Source organism: Cellulomonas sp., assembly GCF_965229465.1.
Taxonomy (GTDB): domain Bacteria; phylum Actinomycetota; class Actinomycetes; order Actinomycetales; family Cellulomonadaceae; genus Cellulomonas.
The window spans coordinates 4,193,393-4,211,768 of the sequence record NZ_OZ245882.1; the positions used below are offsets into that span (position 1 = coordinate 4,193,393).

13 protein-coding genes are annotated in these 18,376 nt (G+C 71.7%); 7 read left to right on the forward strand and 6 right to left on the reverse strand.

Annotated elements, in window-relative coordinates; translation table 11 throughout:
- Positions 1-10: 10 nt before the first annotated feature.
- On the reverse strand, positions 11-4,987 hold the full coding sequence (locus tag ACO06A_RS19840; protein ID WP_421733894.1) for a hypothetical protein: 4,977 nt from the start codon (positions 4,985-4,987) through the stop codon (positions 11-13).
- A gap of 309 nt (positions 4,988-5,296) precedes the next feature.
- Between ACO06A_RS19840 and ACO06A_RS19845 the strand changes: the two genes are divergently transcribed.
- A complete protein-coding gene (locus ACO06A_RS19845; RefSeq protein ID WP_421733895.1) occupies positions 5,297-5,668 on the forward strand; it encodes an ATP-binding protein in 372 nt (123 codons plus the stop codon).
- Between the two features lie 49 nt (positions 5,669-5,717).
- On the opposite strand, the gene ACO06A_RS19850 is transcribed toward ACO06A_RS19845, so the two are convergent.
- Complete coding sequence (locus tag ACO06A_RS19850) at positions 5,718-6,215, reverse strand: metallophosphoesterase family protein (protein ID WP_421733896.1); 498 nt, start codon at positions 6,213-6,215, stop codon at positions 5,718-5,720.
- A gap of 145 nt (positions 6,216-6,360) precedes the next feature.
- Between ACO06A_RS19850 and ACO06A_RS19855 the strand changes: the two genes are divergently transcribed.
- From ACO06A_RS19855 to ACO06A_RS19880, 6 genes are all read left to right on the forward strand, one after another.
- Positions 6,361-9,084, forward strand: coding sequence for a tyrosinase family protein (locus ACO06A_RS19855; protein ID WP_421733897.1), 2,724 nt, complete (start codon positions 6,361-6,363; stop codon positions 9,082-9,084).
- Positions 9,085-9,210: 126 nt separating this feature from the next.
- Positions 9,211-9,828, forward strand: a complete 618-nt coding sequence (locus ACO06A_RS19860; protein WP_421733898.1) for a GNAT family N-acetyltransferase — start codon at positions 9,211-9,213, stop codon at positions 9,826-9,828.
- Between the two features lie 312 nt (positions 9,829-10,140).
- The gene (locus ACO06A_RS19865) at positions 10,141-12,738 is read left to right on the forward strand and encodes a LuxR C-terminal-related transcriptional regulator (RefSeq protein WP_421733899.1); all 2,598 of its coding nucleotides are present in this window, start codon (positions 10,141-10,143) and stop codon (positions 12,736-12,738) included.
- A gap of 125 nt (positions 12,739-12,863) precedes the next feature.
- The gene (locus tag ACO06A_RS19870; protein ID WP_421733900.1) at positions 12,864-13,556 is read left to right on the forward strand and encodes a hypothetical protein; all 693 of its coding nucleotides are present in this window, start codon (positions 12,864-12,866) and stop codon (positions 13,554-13,556) included.
- A gap of 50 nt (positions 13,557-13,606) precedes the next feature.
- The gene (locus tag ACO06A_RS19875; RefSeq protein ID WP_421733901.1) at positions 13,607-13,840 is read left to right on the forward strand and encodes a hypothetical protein; all 234 of its coding nucleotides are present in this window, start codon (positions 13,607-13,609) and stop codon (positions 13,838-13,840) included.
- A 94-nt stretch (positions 13,841-13,934) separates the two neighbouring features.
- Positions 13,935-14,315, forward strand: coding sequence for a VOC family protein (locus ACO06A_RS19880; RefSeq protein WP_421733902.1), 381 nt, complete (start codon positions 13,935-13,937; stop codon positions 14,313-14,315).
- 32 nt (positions 14,316-14,347) lie between these two features.
- Here ACO06A_RS19880 and ACO06A_RS19885 read toward each other — a convergent pair whose 3' ends face one another.
- Genes ACO06A_RS19885 through ACO06A_RS19900 form a run of 4 tightly spaced genes read right to left on the reverse strand, consistent with a single transcriptional unit; the run spans position 14,348 to position 18,363 of the window.
- Complete coding sequence (locus ACO06A_RS19885) at positions 14,348-15,154, reverse strand: ABC transporter permease (protein WP_421733903.1); 807 nt, start codon at positions 15,152-15,154, stop codon at positions 14,348-14,350.
- Positions 15,151-16,044, reverse strand: coding sequence for an ABC transporter permease (locus ACO06A_RS19890; RefSeq protein ID WP_421733904.1), 894 nt, complete (start codon positions 16,042-16,044; stop codon positions 15,151-15,153). Before ACO06A_RS19890 ends, ACO06A_RS19885 begins: the two co-directional genes overlap by 4 nt.
- Before the next feature lie 16 nt (positions 16,045-16,060).
- On the reverse strand, positions 16,061-17,266 hold the full coding sequence (locus ACO06A_RS19895; RefSeq protein ID WP_421733905.1) for an ABC transporter substrate-binding protein: 1,206 nt from the start codon (positions 17,264-17,266) through the stop codon (positions 16,061-16,063).
- A 23-nt stretch (positions 17,267-17,289) separates the two neighbouring features.
- A complete protein-coding gene (locus tag ACO06A_RS19900; RefSeq protein WP_421733906.1) occupies positions 17,290-18,363 on the reverse strand; it encodes an ABC transporter ATP-binding protein in 1,074 nt (357 codons plus the stop codon).
- Positions 18,364-18,376: the final 13 nt, after the last annotated feature.

An 18,376-nucleotide genomic window follows, 5' to 3' on the forward strand; every position in this document is an offset into this window, starting at 1 on the left:
GTGCCTGAGCTCAGTGCTCCGGCACCCAGCCCACCACCGTCACCTTGGCGCTCGCGCCGTCGAGCGCGACGTGGACGGTGCCGTCCGCGGCGGGTTCCAGGAGGACGAGGCCGGTGGCCGTGCCCCGGCGCGGCACGAGCACGTCGGCAACCTCCGGAGCGGGAGCGCCGGTCGGGTAGAGCGTGACGGCACCGCCGCGCACCGTGCGGCTCAGCACCTGCAGAGCCACCGCTCCGACGCCGGTGGAGGGCACGCCCGCGACCCCGGTGACCTGGACGTCGAGCGACGTGGCGGTGTCGGCGACGACGGTGGGCGTGACCGCGTGCCATGCCTCGGCGGGCAGCCACCCCACAACCGACAGGCTGTACCGGACGGGACCGCCCGCGACCGTCGCTCGGACGTTGCCATCGGCGTCCAAGGGCACGACGACGGTCGCCGACGCGGGGCGGAACCGGGCGTAGGTCAGTGCGGGCACGGGCGGACTGGTCTCGGAGGTCGCGTGCAGCGACAGGCTGCCGGACGACCACGGCCGCTTCACGGTCGCGCTGAGGACGACCGCGCCCACGCCCGTCGACGGGACGCCGCCGTGACCGGCGACAGGGATGTCGGTCGAGTACGGCGCCTTCCGGTAGAGAGGGCAGGCGAAGGCGTCGACCAGGCGCGTCGGCGTCACGGGGACGTAGGACGGTGCCGTCGGGTCGGCGGGGAACCAGCCCACCGCGGCGACGACGATGTGTGGACGACCCCGTGCGGAGACGTGCACGGAGCCGTCGGCGCCCAGGGGCACGATGGCGAGCCCCGAGGCGGACCGGCGTCCGAACGCGACCTGCGGGTCCAGCGGTGACGGCCCGTCGCCGGGTCGGACCATGACCGACCCCGAGTACTTCGGGTCGAGCGCCTGGACGCGCAGTGCGACCGCCGCGACCCCGGTCGTCGGAACTCCGCCGAGGCCGGCGATCGCGACATCGATCCCGCGCGCGCCGACGCGGCCCTGAGGGGCGCCCTCGCCTGTGCGGGTGTCGACGAGGACAGCAGGCGGGAGCGGCCGGAACGCCGCCGCCGTCGGCACCACACCGCCCCGCTCGAAGTCGACCGTTCGTGTCGAGCCGTCGGCGACGTCGACCTGGACGCTGGTGCCCGGGTCGACCGGTGTCCCGTCGACGAGGATGCGCCACGGCGCCAGCGCGGGGTCCGCCGCGAGGACGACGTCGTACGTCCCGCCCCCCGTCAGACCGAGCCGGTAGGCGCCGTTCGCGTCGGTGACCGTGTACGCGAACCCAGGGACGGCGAGGGGCGCGCCGACGAGCGGCGCACCGTCCGACATCACGTGCCCGGTCACGGCCGCGCCCAGCTCGAACGCGCTCCACGTGTACGGCGCGGTCAGGTGCGCGTCGCGCAGGACGACGGGCTGGGCGGGGTCGGAGTACAGCGAGATCGACGCGACGCGGTACGGGCCGTCCACGCCGTGCGCGGAGATCAGGCGTCCGTCGTAGCGCAGCGTGAGCACGTGGTCTCCAGCCTCGAGAAGCTCCTGCGTGCCGTTCCACTGGATCTCGGTGCCCGCCGCATCCGTGAGCCGAGCATTGAGCGAGTACACGTCAGGCGTGTCGACGTGCACCGACACGTCCACGGCGAGAGCGTCGAACAAGCCGTCGCCGTCGTCGTCGACACCGCGGTCCGTGACCTCGCCGACCACGATCGGACCGCTCGAACGGAACGTCGCCGAGTCGTACGCCGCCGTGGTGTGCACTCCGAGCGCCCTGACCTCCGGCGGCCCGCCGGTCGGCCCGAGCTCCAGGTCCGTCAGCCGGTACGGGCCGTCGCGACCGCTGTCCGCGATCGCCCCACCGTCGACGTCGAGCGCGAGCGTCGTCGTCCCCGCCAGCAGCGTGGCGCTGGTGGTCGCGGTGCCCACGAGGAGCCCCGTCGCGTCGACCAGCGTCCCGCTGAGCGTGACCTCCGCGTCGCGGTCGAGCTCGACCCCGACAGTCAGCCGCAGCACGTCGGGGTGGGTGTCCGCGTTCGTGTCGACCGCGGCGTCGGTGTACGCGCCCGTGAGGCGTGCGACGGGCGAGGCGAACTGCGCCGACGTGTAGGGCGCCGTGCGGTGCAGCCGCGCGACCCGGGGACCGGACGAGGCGTCCGACGCCGTGACGGCGACCTCGTAGGGGCCGTCGATCCCGGCGAGCGCGATGGTGCGGCCGTCGAGGTGCAGCGTCACCGATGTCGGTACCGGACCTCCGGTCGCCGTCGCGTGTGCCGTGCCGAGGGCGGTGCCGTCCGCCGCCGTGAGCGTGGCGTCGACGTCCACGGGCCCGACAGTTGCCGCGACGACCTGCGCCGTGACGTCGAGCGTCTCGAACCGTCCGTCGCCGTCGGCGTCGACTCCCGTGTCAGTCAGAACCGGCTCCACCCGGACGGTCGGGGGCGTGAGCGCGTCCGCGTCGTACGCCGCCGTCCGGTGCGTCCTCGACGTCGACGACACGGCGTCCTCGACGCTGATGAACGCGTCGTACGGGCCGTCCAGCCCGCTCGACCAGATCGGCCCGGTCGGCACGTCGAGCGCGACGTCCGACGTGCCCGTCGTCAGCGAGACCAGCTGCGACGCGGCGCCCACCTGCGTCCCGCCCGCCGACAGCACGACCGAGACCGCCACCGGACCAGCACCTGACGGTGTCACCGGCACGTGGACCCGCAGCTGGTCGCCCACGACCTCGTCGGTGACGGAGCCGATGGCCGGGTGCGTCTCGAACGCCGTAGCGGCGTACGCCTGCGTCCGGTGGTCGACGGTCGCCAGGACGGTGCCGTCGGGAGCCTTGACGACGCCGGCGACGCGGAACGGGCCGTCGGCGTCGATCCCGCGGCCGTCGAACCACACCGGCACGGTGTGCGAGCCGGGGGTCAGCGCGACCGTCACGTTCGCGGCGTCACCGCTCGCGGGGTCGAGCGAGCCGCTCGCCAGCAGGGTGCCGTCCGACGCTCCGAGCTCCAGCATGACGACGTGGTTGCCTCCGACCGTGACGTCGATCGGGACGTCGACGCGCAGGCGGTCGAACCGGCCGTCGCCGTCGGGGTCCTCGCCGGCGTCGGTCACGGGCACCACAGCGGCGAGCGGCGCCTGGGCCGAGGGCGTCGCCGTGAGCGCGTCCGCCTCGTCGGCCTGCGCCGGGCCTGCCCGGAACGGCAGCCCGAACGGAAGCGGGCTCACGGGCACCGGTGGCGTCGTGGCCCTGGTGTACGAGTACTGGTTCCACCGCTGCGCGTTGGTCGTCCCCAGCGATGTCAGCAGGTAGGTGTCGCTCGTCGTCGTCGACGCGCAGATGATCTCGCCCGCGGCCGTCAGACCCGTCCGCTTGCAGAGCATGCTGGTGAGCTCGAAGTCCGCCGCGGTGTCAGGGCCCACCACACCGAACGTCGGGTCGAACCGCTCTGCGCCGTACGTGCCCCAGTGGTGGTTGGCGAAGAACCACCGCTCGCCCGTACCGCCTGGCGTGGCGGCGACGTTGGCGCCGGCGTTGGCGTCGAGGGCCGGCCGCGTCGTCGTGGCGAACTCCGTCCCGGTGTAGCTGCCGGTCGACACGTTGACGCCGACGCTGCGCGCGAGGATGAGCCACACGTCGGCGAAGTGTGTGCACTGGCCGCGGTGTCCCGACCCCTCGATCAGGGCCTCCGGGGTGTCCCACGTTGCGCCGACGTAGACCAGGCCGAGACGGTTGCCGTAGATGCCCGCGTTGAGTGCCACGAGGACGTCCCGCGGCGCGGACCTGCCGCTCGCTCCCAGCTCGAACGCGACGTCCAGCCACGCCGTCTTGGGCGTGTCGGTCGACGACGCGGACGCGCCCGGTGACTTCGCCACCCACGAGCTCACCGGCGTCCCGAGCAGCACGTAGACGGTCTCCTTGCGCTCCTGCGTCGTGAGCAAGGTGGTGTCCTTGCTGATCTTCACCGACACGGTGAGCTCGTACTTGCCCGTCGTCGAGGGCAACGGGATCTTCGCCGTGCCCGTCCAACCAGTCGTCGCCGGAGCGCTCCCCGAACCACCGCCGGCGGAGAACGACCAGCTCACCTCGACCGACGGGTCCCATGTCGGCTTCACCGGCCACGCGTCGACGGTCCAGCCGTACGTGAGCTGGCCCGCCGTCGGGCTGCTGAACCAGTGGGTGTCGCTCATCGCGTCGGCGATCGGGTCGTCCTTCGTCGGCGCGGTCAACCGACCCGACGTGTCGAATGCGCGCTCGAACACGCGATCCGGGATGAGGTCGGTCGACTTGCCGCGGCGGATGGTGACGTCGTCGGTCGCGTCGCTGCTCACGTGACCGACCGCGAACGGCACGCTGACCTCCGCCCAGGCGACCTCGACCGCCCAGCATCCGGTGCCGGCGGTGTCGATGTCGACGCTGAAGTGATTCACACCCGGGGTGAGGGTGCCGACGAGCAGCGGGAACGTGTTGACGCTCCAGAAGTCGTTGGCCCCCGTCAGCGTCCCGACCGCGACACCGTTCACCCGGACCTGGTCCACCTCCGGCCCGCAGTCCTCCGCGCCGGCCTGGTCGACGTCGAAGACCTCCATGCTCAGCTGCGGCACCTGCCCACCCGCGGGGAGGACCGAGAAGCCCTGCAGGTCGATGTCGAACGTGATCGGGCCCGGTCCGTACAGGTACTGGTCGAGCGTTCCCCCGTCGTCGACCCGCAGACGCGCCTGCTGGCGTGCTTCGTCGACCGCGAGGGTGGTCCCACCGGCCGCAAGGGCACCGACCGTCGTCTGCGTCCGCGCGGACGTGGGCGCGTCGGAGGGACTGTCGCCCCCGTGCCGGTCGGCTCTGGCGGGGGTGCTGGGCGCCTGGTGCACGTCAGGGGCGACCTGCGGAGCGACCGTGGACGGCGGCGGGGGCGGCGCGGCCGTTGCCGCCGGCGACGCACCCAACAGCGCGAGCGCGCAGACGACAGCCGCGACACCCGCTCGTCCCACACCACTGATCCGGTCCATGACGCCCCCCCGCGTCGCCCCCGGCCGACCGCATGGCACGCCGGTGACACCTCCACGACAGCCTGGCACCGGGCCGGTCGACCACTGCTGCCCCAACGGGCAGCCGATAGGGCACAGGGGCGAGAGACCTCACCCGCGTCCACGAACTCGATCGCACGCCCGGCCGTCGCGGAGCATCGGCCATCACGACTGTTGCCCGATGCCCCGGCCGCGCGGTCCGGGCCCGCAGGGGCGATGATGGACAGCGCGTGGGGATGCGCGTCGCGATCTTCGCCTCGTGCGCCGCAATGGCACGCAACCCGGAGCACCATGGCTCTCCATCTGGTCGCAGGACGTTCGTCCATCTCGACGGGCAGGGACTGGATCGCCACCGAGGCTCTCCTTGGCGGTCTGGCTGCCATCCGCGCGCCGCTGCTCAAGCTGCTGAGCAGTGAGCTGATCACCAACGCGGTCCTGCACGGGCCCGCCCTCGGCGAGGTCACGATCCGCGTGCGCGACGTCGACGGTCAGATTCGCGTCGAGGTCGACGACGAGAGCTCCAGCCCGCCCCAGCTCCGCGCAGCGGACCCTGCTGCCGTGGGTGGCCACGGCATGTGGCTCGTCGATACCTACGCCACGCGGTGGGGCTGTGACCTGCGCGGACCGGACGGAAAGACGGTGTGGTTCGACGTGCCGATCTGACGCGCGTCCAGCTGCCGAGGACCGTCAGGCAGCTCCAGGCGCCGCTCCATCAGCCGGAGGCTCTCCGCAGCACCACGTCGACAAGCGCACCCTGTCGGATCTCCGCGGTCATGAAGGTCGCGAACGGCTGACGCCGGCGGTCCGTCGGCGAACCGGGGTTCAGCAGGCGCAGCCCTGCCGGGGTGATCGAGTCCCACGGGATGTGGCTGTGTCCGAAGACCAGGACATCGAGGTCCGGGTGCTCGGCGTCGCACCGTCGCTCGCGGCCGGTGGCCGATCCCGTCTCGTGCACGACGCCGATCCGAACGCCGTCCAGGTCGGCACGCGCGACCCTCGGCAGCAGCCGGTGCAGAGCGGGACCGTCGTTGTTGCCGTGGCACCCGACCATCACGCGGGCTCGTCGCGAGAGCACGTCGCAGAACTCGTCCGACACCCAGTCGCCGGCGTGCACCACGACGTCGGCGTCGTCCACGGCCTCCCAGACGGCCTCGGGGAGGTCGCGCGCCCTGCGCGGGACGTGGGTGTCGGCGAGCAGAACCAGGCGCATGCTCCGATCTTGCCGCCCTATGGATCACGTCCGCAGTCTCGCGAGCACAGATCGAGGGCTCGGCCGGACGGTATCTCGGGGTCGCCGGGCGCGCTCCTCTCCGGTGACGACCGGCCCGGCCGTCGACTCGAGGGGGAGGTCGGTCATGGCAATCGGCGACGGGATCAGGCGGGACATCGCGCTGGTCTCCCAGACGGAACGCGACAGGCTCATCGCCGCGATCCTCACGCTCGACACCAGCAAGATCTACCCGGACGGCGTGACGTTCTGGGACAAGCAGGAGGACATCCACAAGAACGCCCACCTCTCCGGCGTCAACGTGCACGGCGGACCGGGCTTCGTCCCGTGGCACCGGGAGATCGTCAACCGGTTCGAGCAGCTCATCCGCGAGGTCGACCCTGACCTGTCGTTGCACTACTGGGACTGGAGCGTCGACCCACGCAGCACCGCGGGCGGACGGGCCAACCTGTTCACCACGTCGTTCATGGGCAACGCCCAGGGCGACGCCGGCGCGCCGCTGGGGTCGTTCGAGTCGACCGAGGGCGGCGGCCACACGCACATCTGGCGCGCGGTCAACGGCGGCAGCAACTCGCTCTCCGGCTCGCCGGTCAGCCTGAGCGACGCGACCGTCGTCGGGTCGGCGACCTGGGAGATCTTCAACAACAACATCCAGACCGTCCATGGCGACGGGCACTTCTTCATCGGCGGCACCCTCACGCAGGCGCACTACTCGTTCCACGACCCGTTCGTGTTCCTGCTGCACTCGAACGTCGACCGGCTGTACTCCATGTGGCAGACGGCGGCCGGTCACCCGGAGCGGCTCGACCCCGCCACGGTGTATGCCGGCGACAGCGCCGACCCGGGGCTGAACGGGCCCGTCGAGCCGTGGGCAGGCAACGTCGCCGACCCGTCGCTCCAGCTGCGCCCGTGGGCGCCGCCGGACAACCAGCAGGTGGTCAAGAACTACAAGCACCCGTCGATGGTCGCGCCGCCCTGCTACGACACTGTCCCGGAGGTCTCCCTGCTCGAGGTGGTCAACCCGGGCAGCCACATCACCTTCAACGACGTGCCCACCGGCGAGACCACCGCGCGAGCCGCGGTCTTCCACGTGTACTCCTGCGACGCGGTCACCTTCGAGGTCATCGTTGCTCCGGCCAGCCCCTACCTCGTCCTCACACCGGGCGGCCACGTCACCGTGCCGCATGCCCTGGTGCCCTACACGGAGGCGAGGATCTGGTTCGGGATGACCGGCGGTGCCGCCGGAACCAGCGCTCCCACGGGCACCACGACGATCAGGTGCGTCGAGACGGGCCAGGACTTCGTCTTCGACCTCACCGGCAACTCGATCCCCCGGCCCACCGTCGCCGTGATGATGGCGCTGGACCAGTCCGGGTCGATGGACGACCCCGCCGGCACCTCCGGCGCGACCCGCATCGAGGTGCTCAAGCAGGCCGCCGGGCGGTTCGGCCAGCTCATCCAGGCCGGCAACGGACTCGGCCTGATCCGGTTCGACACCGACGCGTACCCGGTAGCCGACCCAACGTTCCCTGGGCTCGGCGTCACGCTCATCGGGGCCGGTGGCGACTTCGACCCGAACCGCGTCATCGCGCTCACCGCGATCGGCGACCACCACACCAACCTCGTGGGCGCCACGTCGATCGGCGACGGCGTCGCGATGGCCCGCACCGTGCTGAGCGCGGTGCCCGCCACCGACTACCAGCAGAAGGCGCTGATCGTCTTCACGGACGGGCTCGAGAACCGGGACGCGACCATCGACAGCGTCGCGTCGAGCATCGACCAGCGCACGTTCGCCATCGGGCTGGGGAACGAGGCCCAGGTGTCGACGACAGCGCTGCGCAAGCTGGCGAACAACACCGGCGGCTACCTGCTGCTCACCGGCGTCCTCACACCGGGCACGGACGAGTACTTCCGCCTGACGAAGTACTTCCTGCAGATCCTCGCGGGCGTGACCGACACCGCGATCGTGGTGGACCCGTCGGGGTACCTGCCGCCCGGCGACACGCTGCGGATCCCGTTCGTGCTCAACGAGGCCGACATCGACGCGACCGTCGTCCTGCTCGAGGACCTCCCGGTGATCGACATGGTCCTCGAGACCCCGGACGGCACGATCATCGATCCCACGACGGCACCCGGAGTGGGCGTCGCCGCGGGGGCCGGTGACGACATGCGCTACTACCGCACCAACCTCCCGGTCCCCGTCGGCGCGGGCGCCCACGAGGGCACCTGGCACGCGATCCTGACGATCGACGAGGGGGCGTGGAAGAAGGTCCTCGAGCGCCTGCGCAGTCGCGACGACGACGAGGGCAGGATCGCGTTCGCACGCGCCAGTGCCCACGGCGCCCGCTACTCGGTCAACGTCTACTCCGCGTCCAACCTGCGCCTCGCCGCGAGCCTCGAGCAGCCGAGCATCGAACCGGGCAGCGCGGCGACGATCCACGCCGCGCTCACCGAGTACGGCCTGCCCGTCGAGCACCGTGCCCACGTGGTCGCGCACGTCACCGGACCCACCGGCGCCTCCACGCTCACTCTGTCCGAGGGCACCGGCGGCCTGTTCACCGGCACCCTCTCCACTCCCCTGCCGGGCACCTACCAGGTCAGGGTCGTCGCCGACGGACTCACGATGCGCGGCAGCCCCTTCACCCGCGAGCAGCTGCTCACCGCCGTCGCCATCCGCGGCGGCGACCACCCGAGCACCCCGACCGGCGACCCCGGCGACGGGAAGGGCCGCGACCTGTGCGACCTGCTCGACTGCCTCACCGAGGTCGGCGCCAAGTTCCTCGAACGCAACGACATCTCGCCCGACGAGCTCCGCCGCTGCATCCACGCCCACTGCACCGACCACCGCTGACCGGCACCGACCACGCGGCCTCGGGGACACTCCCCCGGGGCCGCGTGGGCTGAGGAGGCGGACCTGTCGCGGATCCCGAGCGACGAGCCGATTGTCGCGCCGGATCGCCGCGGATATCGTCGCGAGATGGACGATCGGGGCATCGTTGTCGACGGCTATCGGATCGAACCGCTCAGTCCTGCGACCTGGGACGCGTTCGCCGACCTGGCGGAACGTCACAACGGCGTCTGGGGCGGCTGCTGGTGCACCTACTTCCACCTCTACCCCGACCCGACGGAGGAGCGCCGCGCCCTCGGCCACCGCGAGTTCAAGCGGCATCTCGTCGAGGCCGGTCGCGCGCACGCGGCGCTGGTGTTCGACGGCGACGCCGCGGTGGCGTGGGCCCAGTACGGGACGGTCGACGAGCTCCAGAACATCCACCACCGCAAGGAGTGGGAACAGGGTGTCCCGCGTCGGCCGGACTTCCGGATCACCTGCCTGTTCGTGGACCGCGACCACCGACGCACGGGGATGGCGTCGGTCGCGGTCCGCGGTGCGCTCGCGCTGATCTCCGCGGCAGGAGGTGGCCTGGTCGAGTCGTATCCGCACGACCTGCCGCCCGGCAAGAAGACCTCGGCGTCGTTCCTCTACAACGCGACACGGACCATGTACGAACAGCTCGGCTTCGCCTATCAGCGCCCCAAGGGCAAGGGCAACTGCGTGATGACCGCCGAGGTACCAGCCGGCGAGCCGGCGTCCTCCTGAAAACGGCACGACAGCCGGAGCCCGGGATCACCAGCTCATCGACCTCGGGGTCGGCGACCCGCCAGCGCTCCTCCTGCCCTTCCAGGATCGGCCACCGGCCGCGAGGGGCGGACCCTTCAGGAGCAGTCCTCGCCCGGTAGCGTGGGTGAGGAGACGCACCTCGGCCGCCGTTGTGCTCCAGGGAACGGGGATGGCGTGGCGGGCCCGCTGATTGCGACGAAGCTGCACGTCCCGAAGCCGCGACGTGGTCTGGTCGCACGCCCACGGCTCCTGGAGCGGATGCGTCTCGGAGCCGAGTCGAAAGTGGTCCTCGTGTCCGCGCCGGCGGGGTTCGGCAAGTCGACGCTCCTGGCCGAGTGGCTCGCCGGCACTCCCGACGACGGTCGCTCGGTCGCCTGGCTCTCGCTCGACGCCGCAGACAACGACGCCGCGACGTTCTGGAGCTACGTCGCCACTGCGCTGCACGGGGCGATCGGCGGCCCGCACCCGGGTGCGCAGGCGCCGACGACGTCACCCCCCGTGCCGATCGACCTGATGCTCACCACGCTCCTCAACGACCTGGACGCCGCGGCCGGCGACGTGTGGCTGGTCCTGGACGACTTCCACCTCGTGGACGACCCGCAGGTGAGCCGGGACCTGACCGTGCTGCTCACGCACCTCCCGCCGCACGTCCACGTCGTCCTGAGCACCCGGGCCGACCCCGACCTGCCGCTTGCTCGGTGGCGGGTCCGAGGGGACCTGGTCGAGATCCGTGCCGCAGACCTTCGGTTCACGGTCGACGAGGCGGCCGAGTACCTCACCGAGGTCACCGGGCTGCACCTCACCGCCGGGGACGTCGCGGCCCTGGAGGACCGCACCGAGGGGTGGATCGCCGCGTTGCAGCTGGCCGCGCTCTCGATGCAGGGTCGCGACGACGTCAGCGGGCTGATCGCCCGGTTCACCGGGACCGACCGGTACCTCGTCGACTACCTCGTGGAGGAGGTTCTCGCGCACCAACCAGGGCCGGTGCGCGACTTCCTGCTCCGCTCGGCGGTCCTCGACCGGCTCACGGGGCCGCTCTGTGACGCCGTGGTCGGCGGTGGCGACGGTCGCGACATGCTCACGACGCTGGAGCGGGCCAACCTGTTCCTCGTCCCCCTGGACGACCGGCGGGAGTGGTTCCGCTACCACCACCTGTTCGCCGACGTGCTGCGGGCGCGTCTGCTCGCCGAGCAGCCGGAGCTCGTTCCTCTGCTGCACCAGCGCGCCAGCCGCTGGTACGAGGCACACGATTTCATCGACGAGGCGGTCCGGCACGCCCTGGCCGCGCGGGACGTCGAACGCGCGGCCTTCCTCATGGAGCTCGCCGTGCCCGCCATCCGCCGTGACCGGCGCGAGGCGACGCTGCTCACCTGGCTGGCGGAGCTGCCCGACGACGTCGTCCGGAGAAGCCCGGTCCTCGGCGTCTTCTCCGGCTACATGCTCATGGCCGCGGGCGACCTCGACGCGTTCGGGCCGCGTCTCGACGACGCGGAACGCCTGCTGGCCGCCGCCCCGGGCGGGTCGGACCCGCGGTGGGCACAGACCGACGAGCTCCGCACCCTGCCCGCGACCATCGCCGTCTACCGGGCCTCGCTCGCACAGGCACACGGCGATCTGGCAGGCACGGCGGACCATGCTCGGCGCGCGCTCGCGCTCGCCGGCCCCGACGACCATCTCGCTCGAGGCGGAGCGGCCGGGTTCCTGGCCCTCGTCGCGTGGGCGCAGGGCGACGTCTCGAGCGCGCTGGAGACGTTCACGCAGGCGGTGGCGAGCCTGCACGCGAGCGACAACCTGGTCGACGAGCTGACCAGCACCGTGGTGCTGGCCGACATGTGGCTCGCGGCGGGGCGGCCCAGCACGGCCCGGCGGCTCTACCTGCGCGCCCTCCAGGTCGGCGAGGCGCACGGCGGACGGGCGCTGAGGGCGCTGCCGGACCTGCACGTCGGGCTCAGCGAGCTGGAGTACGAGCGCGGCGACCTGGCCGCCGCCAGAGGGCACCTCGAGAGCGCGAAGGCCCTCGGCGAGTCGGCGGCGATGACCGAGCGCCGACATCGGTGGTTCGTGGCGATGGCACGAGTCGCCGGCGCCGAGGGCGAGCAGCAGCGGGCGATCGCCCTCCTGGACACGGCGGAGCAGCTCTACCGGCCCGGGTTCTTCCCGGACCTGCGGCCCGTCGCGGCGGTCAGAGCCCGTGCCTGGATCGCCCAAGGCCGGCTGTCGGAGGCCACCGTCTGGGCTCGCGAACGCGGCGTGTCCTGCACGGACGAGGTCACATACCTGCGCGAGTTCGACCACCTGACGCTGGTGCGACTGCTCCTCGCGCGCCACCGCGAGCACCCGGACGCCGACGCGCTCGGCGAGGTGCCGCAGCTGTTGGCGCGGCTCCACGACGCCGCCGACGACTCGGGCCGGGCGGGAGGCCTCGTCGAGATCCGGATGCTGACCGCCCTGGCGCACGAGTCGCGCGGGGATCGGGTGCAGGCCCTCCAGTCCCTGCGGCAGTCCTGGGACGGTGCGCCCGAGCCCGCGGCCTACGCGCGACTCTTCCTGGACGAGGGCGAACCCGTGCGCCGGCTGCTGCGTGCAGCCGACACGCCCGGAGTCGCGGGTGAGCATGCGCGTCACCTGCTCAGCCTCGGTACGGCCTCCGACGACGAGACCCGTGAGTCACGGACGTCGGTCATCCCGCCGTCCGCGGAGCGGCTGAGCGAGCGGGAGCTCCAGGTGCTGAGGCTGCTCGACAGCGAGCTGACCGGTCCGCAGATCGCCCGCGAGCTGTTCGTCACGCTCAACACGCTGCGCAGCCACACCAAGCACATCTTCACCAAGCTCGAGGTCACCACTCGACGGGCGGCGGTCAGCCGCGCGCGCGAACGTGGCCTGACGTAACCGGTCCGGCAGGCGGCCTCACATCGTCGTTCACATGATGTGGCGATGCCCGGTCATCACGTCCGTCCGTAGCTTTCGAGTCATCCCGCGGCGCCCCGCTGCGGACCTCGAACCAGGAGCCGGACATGACCGTCACCACGACCACCCTCACCCGTGCCGCTGCTGCCGCCGCCGTCGTCGGTGGACTGCTGTACGTCGGCGTGCAGATCAACCACCCTCACCTGGACCTCGACTTCATCGCCACGGCCGAGTGGAAGGTGCGACAGTCCATGAAGGTCGCGTTCGCCACGCTGTCGCTCGCAGGCATCACCGGCATGTACCTGCGCCAGGTGAAGCGGACCGGCGTGCTCGGCCTCCTGGGGTACGTGGTGCTCGCCCTCGGATTCATCTTCATGGTGAGCATCGAGGTCGTCGGCGCGGTCGTCCTGCCCGCCATCGCCCACAGCTCCCCCGACTACGTCACCGACATCCTCGCGGTGGCGATCCCCGGTGGCCACGCCGCCGGCGACATCGGCCTGATGGGGCTCCTCATCAACCTCGACGGCGTGCTGTACCTGGCCGGCGGCCTCCTCTTCGGTGTCGCCCTGTTCCGCGCTCGCGTCCTCGCCCGGTGGGCCTCCGCCCTCCTCGCACTCGGCGCGGTCGCCACCGTCGCCATCCCGCTCCTGCCGCAGGTCAACTTCCGGCTGTTCGCCGTCCCCACCGGCGTCGCCCTTGTCGGCCTCGGCTACTCCCTGTGGCGCGACCAGCGCACCCCGGCCGCCCTCCCCCTGCCCGAGGCGACGAGCCCTCGGCTGGACACGGCCGGCGCCAAGTGACAGTCCCCGCCGCACGACGCCCCACCCGGTCGGCACCGTCGACCGGGTGGGTGCCCGACGTCACCCGCCCTCCCGCTCCCGACGAGCCGGCCGTCTACGCGCTCCGGATCGCCGGGCACCTCGACGACCACTGGTCGCCGCGGTTGGGCGGCCTCACCCTGACCCGCGAGCCGGACGGCACGACGAGCCTCACCGGCACCGTCGCGGACCAGGCGGCGCTGCACGGGCTGCTGACCGGGATCCGCGACCTCGGCGTCACCCTGATCTCCGTGGCGATCGTCTAGCCCTCGCCCGGGCGGCCCGCGCGGTCCGATCCACGGTGACCGCTGCTCACGCGACCCGGTCGCCCGCAGAGAAGCCGCGGGGCATCATGGGGCGATGGCCACCCTCGAGCCGGATCTCGTCGTGCCCGACGTCCCGGCGGCGGTCGACTTCTACCGGGCCGCTTTCGGTGCGACCGTCCTGCACAGCGTCCCTGACGGCGGGGTGGTCCGGCTGGAGATCGACGGCGCGCGCATGTGGCTGTCCGCCGAGGGCTCGTCGCTCGGTCGGCTGTCGCCGGCGACCGCCGGGTCGCGCTCGGCATGGATGATCCTGCTGGTCGAGGACGTGGACGCGGTGTGGGCTCGCGCGGTGGCCGCCGGCGCAACGCCCGAGACGGGCGTCACGGAGGAGCACGGGTGGAGGCTGGGCAGCGTGCTCGACCCGTGGGGACAGCGGTGGGAGATCGCGCGGCACCTCGACCGCGACCGGGCGTGACCGTCGCGGCGAGCAGTGCGCCGGACGCACCCTCAGATCCGGCCCCCACCGGTCGACTCCCCCGCCACCTTCTGGCTCAGGTAGATCGGGACGATCGAGGCGAGCACCAGCACGGCCGCGACCACGTTCACGACCGGCCCCTGGTTCGGGCGGGAGAGGTTCTGGAAGATCCAGATCGGGAGCGTGGTGACGCCTGGCGGGGCGGTGAACAGGGTGACGACGATCTCGTCGAACGACAGACCGAACGCCAGGAGCGCGCCGGCCACCAGGGCACCGCGCATCAGCGGGAAGGTGACCAGACGGAACGTGGTGAAGGTGTCGGCGCCCAGGTCCATCGACGCCTCCTCGGGGCTGGTGCCCATCCGTCGCAGCCGGGCCAGGACGTTGTTGTAGACGACCACGATGCAGAAGGTCGCGTGCGCGATGGCGACGGTCCAGATCGAGAGCTCGAGCCCCAGGAACGTGCGGAACCCGGTCCGGAAGGCCAGGGCGGTGACGATGCCTGGCAGCGCGATCGGCAGCACGACAAGCAGCGAGAGGGTGTGCCGGCCGAAGAACGTGTACCGCCCGAGTGCGAACGCGAGCAGGGTGCCGAGCACGAGCGCGACGGCGGTGGCGATGATGCCGATCTCGATCGAGGTGAGGACCGCCGACCGGACGCTGTGGTTGCCGAAGGTCAGCGACCACCAGTGCGTGGTGAACGACTGGGGCGGCCAGGCGAACACCGTGCTGGCGTTGAACGAGTTGATGACGATGACGCCCAGCGGCACGTAGATGAACGCCAGCCCGACCAGCATCATCAGGCCGAACGTCCAGCGGGCGCGACGGGAGTTCCTCACAGGTTGTCCAGAGCTCCCGTCCGCCGCACGAGCGCCAGGTAGATGACCATGATCACGACGGGGATCAGGGCGATGGCGGCCGCGAACGGCAGGCTGCTCGTGTAGTTCTGGTAGACGATGTTGCCGAGCATCTGCGTGCGTCCGCCGACGATCTGCACGGTGATGTAGTCCCCCAGGCTGAGCGAGAACGTGAAGACCGAGCCGGCGACGATCGACGGGTAGACCAAAGGGACGACGACGCTGCGCACCGTGCGGGCCGGGCGGGCGCCGAGGTCGCCGGAGGCGTCGAGGAGGCTGTCGGGCATCCGGTCCAGGCCGGCGTAGATCGGCAGGATCATGTACGGCAGCCACAGGTACGTCAGGGTGAGGATCGTCGCCGCGACGCCGTACCCGGGACCGTCCAGCCCGAACGGCTGGAGCATCCACGCGAGGACGCCGGTCTCCGGCTGGACCATCGCCTGCCACGCATAGATCTTCACCAGGTAGGACGCCCACAGGGGCGTCACGACGAGCGCGACGAGCAGCCCGCGCCAGCGCGGCTGGGCCACCTTGGCCATGAAGAACGCCATCGGGAAGCCCAGCAGCGCGCACAGCACCGTGACGGCCGCGGCGATGCCCACGGTCCGCACGGTCGCGTAAGGGTAGGCGGGGTCGGACAGGACGTCCTGGACGTTCTGGAGCGTGAACGTGCGGACGACGTCGTTGGTGAACTCGTCGACGGAGAAGAACGCGGTGGCCAGCAGCGCCACCAGCGCCGACAGGTAGACCAGCACCAGCCACGTCGTCGGCGGCGCGAGCAGCGCGGCCAGGCGCAGACGCGGCCGACGGAAGAGGGCAGCCGACAGCCGGCGTCCGCCCGAGGGGGACGCCGGCTGCGCGGTGCTGGTCACGCTGCGCGTCCTGCGGTCAGCCGTTCTTGATGCTGCTCCACGCCCTGCCCCAGTCCGCGTACGGGATGCACTGCACGTCGGTGCGCCCGTCGAGGCAGTCGGACTGCGGGGTCGACCAGAACCAGATCTTCGAGAAGTAGGCCTCGTCGTCGGCGTGGTACGTGTCGCAGTGCGTCGGGTCGGTGGTGAGCGCGCAGGCCTTGGTGTTGGCCGGGGCCTCGCCGAACCACTCCGCGATCTGCGCCTGGACGTCGGGGTTGGTCACCCAGTTCATCCACGCGTACGCACAGTTCGGGTGCGGGGACTTGGCGTCGACCATCCACGTGTCCGCCCACCCGGTGGCGCCCTCCTTGGGCAGCACCGACTCGACCGGGGCGCCGTCGCCCTTGGCCAGGTTGATGATGATCTGCCACGTCGACCCCACCTCGGTGCTGCCGTTCTCGAGCGCCTTCTGGGCGTCCGCGTAGCTGGCCCAGTAGCTGGCGACCTGGGGCTGCTGAGCGGTGAGCAGCGCGACCGCGGCGCTGAACTGGTCCTCGTCGAGGGCGTACGGGTTGGTGATCTTGAGGTCGGGTTGCGTCGCCATCAGATAGACGGCCGCCGCGGCGATACCGTCGGTCGGCGAGTCGTAGTCGGTGATCTTGCCCGCGTACGCAGAGTCCGGCTCGAAGACGACGCTCCACGAGTCGGGTGCCGGGTCGACCTTGTCCGTGCGGTAGCCGAGCAGCTGCGCGCCCCAGCCGTGCGGCACGCCGTACGCGACGTCGTCCACCGAGTTCCACGCCTGCATCTTCTGGAAGTCGGGCACGTCCGCGTAGTTGGTCAGCAGATCGGTGTTGACCGGCGCGACCTTGCCCGCGTAGATCATGCGCAGCGACGAGTCTCCGGACGCCGAGACGACGTCGAAGTCACCCGTGCCCATCTTCTCGAACATGCTGTCGGAGGTGTCGGCCACCTGGACGTTGGCGGTGCACCCGGTCTCGGCCTCGAAGGGTGTGACCCAGTCGACCGCCGGGTCCGTCGACCCGTCCTCGGCGTACCCGGCCCACGCGAGGATGTTGACCTCGCCCTCCCCGTCGCCGAGCGAGCCCAGGGCCTCCATCGCCGGGGGTGTGGCCCTGCCGGAGCCGCTCCCGTCCGAGTCGCCGCTCGAACACGCGGACAGGGCCAGGCCGGCCACGGCGCCGGCGGCCACCAGCGTCAGCAGACGTGTGTGCCTCATCGTCGTCTCCTTCTCTCGCATGCTCACGGCAGGGGGGTGTCCGCCGCGGGGACCATCACCTGGAACTCGTGCTCCCTGCTCCACACCAGCAGGACGCGCGTGCCGCGCATCTCCTGCACCTCCATCGAGGAGGTCCGCTCGTTCTGCTGGAGCGCGACGAGGGTCGAGCCGGCGTCCAGGTCCACCAGGAACCGGGTCACGGAGCCGACGTACACGACCTCTCGGACCGTGCCTGCCGCACCGTGCTCGCCCGGACCGGGTCGCGCGTCGGCCGTGGTGATGCGGATCTTCTCCGGGCGGACCGACCAGGTGCCCTCACGGTCCAGCACCTGCGCCGCGACCTGGCCCTGCAACAGGTTCGAGGTGCCGACGAAGCCCGCGACGAACGGCGTGGCCGGCTTCTCGTAGACCTCTGCCGGCGACCCGACCTGCTCGATCCGCCCGCCCGCGAAGACGGCGATCCGGTCCGACATGGTCAGTGCCTCCTCCTGGTCGTGGGTGACGAAGAGGAACGTGATGCCGACCTGGCGCTGGATGGCCTTGAGCTCGACCTGCATCTGCTCGCGCAGCTTGAGGTCGAGGGCACCGAGCGGCTCGTCCAGCAGCAGCACCCGGGGACGGTTCACCAACGCCCGGGCGAGCGCGACGCGCTGCCGCTGACCGCCGGACAGCTGGGCCGGCTTGCGGGTGCCGTAACCGCCGAGCTGGACGCTCTCCAGGGCCTCGAGCGCCCGGGCGCTGCGCTCCCTGCGCCCGACCTTCTTGACCCGCAGGCCGTACGCGACGTTGTCCTGCACCGTCATGTGCGGGAAGAGCGCGTAGTCCTGGAAGACGGTGTTGACGTCCCGCTCGAACGGTGCCCGCCGAGTCACGTCGACGCCGGCGAGCTCCACCGTGCCGTCGCTCGGCAGCTCGAACCCGGCGATCATGCGCAGGACCGTCGTCTTGCCCGAGCCGGACGGGCCGAGCAGCGTCATGAACTCGCCGTCGCGGACGTCGAGGTCGACGCCGTCCACGGCGACCACGTCGCCGAACTCCTTGCGCACTCCGCGCAGGCGCACAGCCGCGACGTCCACCGGAGCGCTCGTCTCGGCCATCGCACAGCCCCTC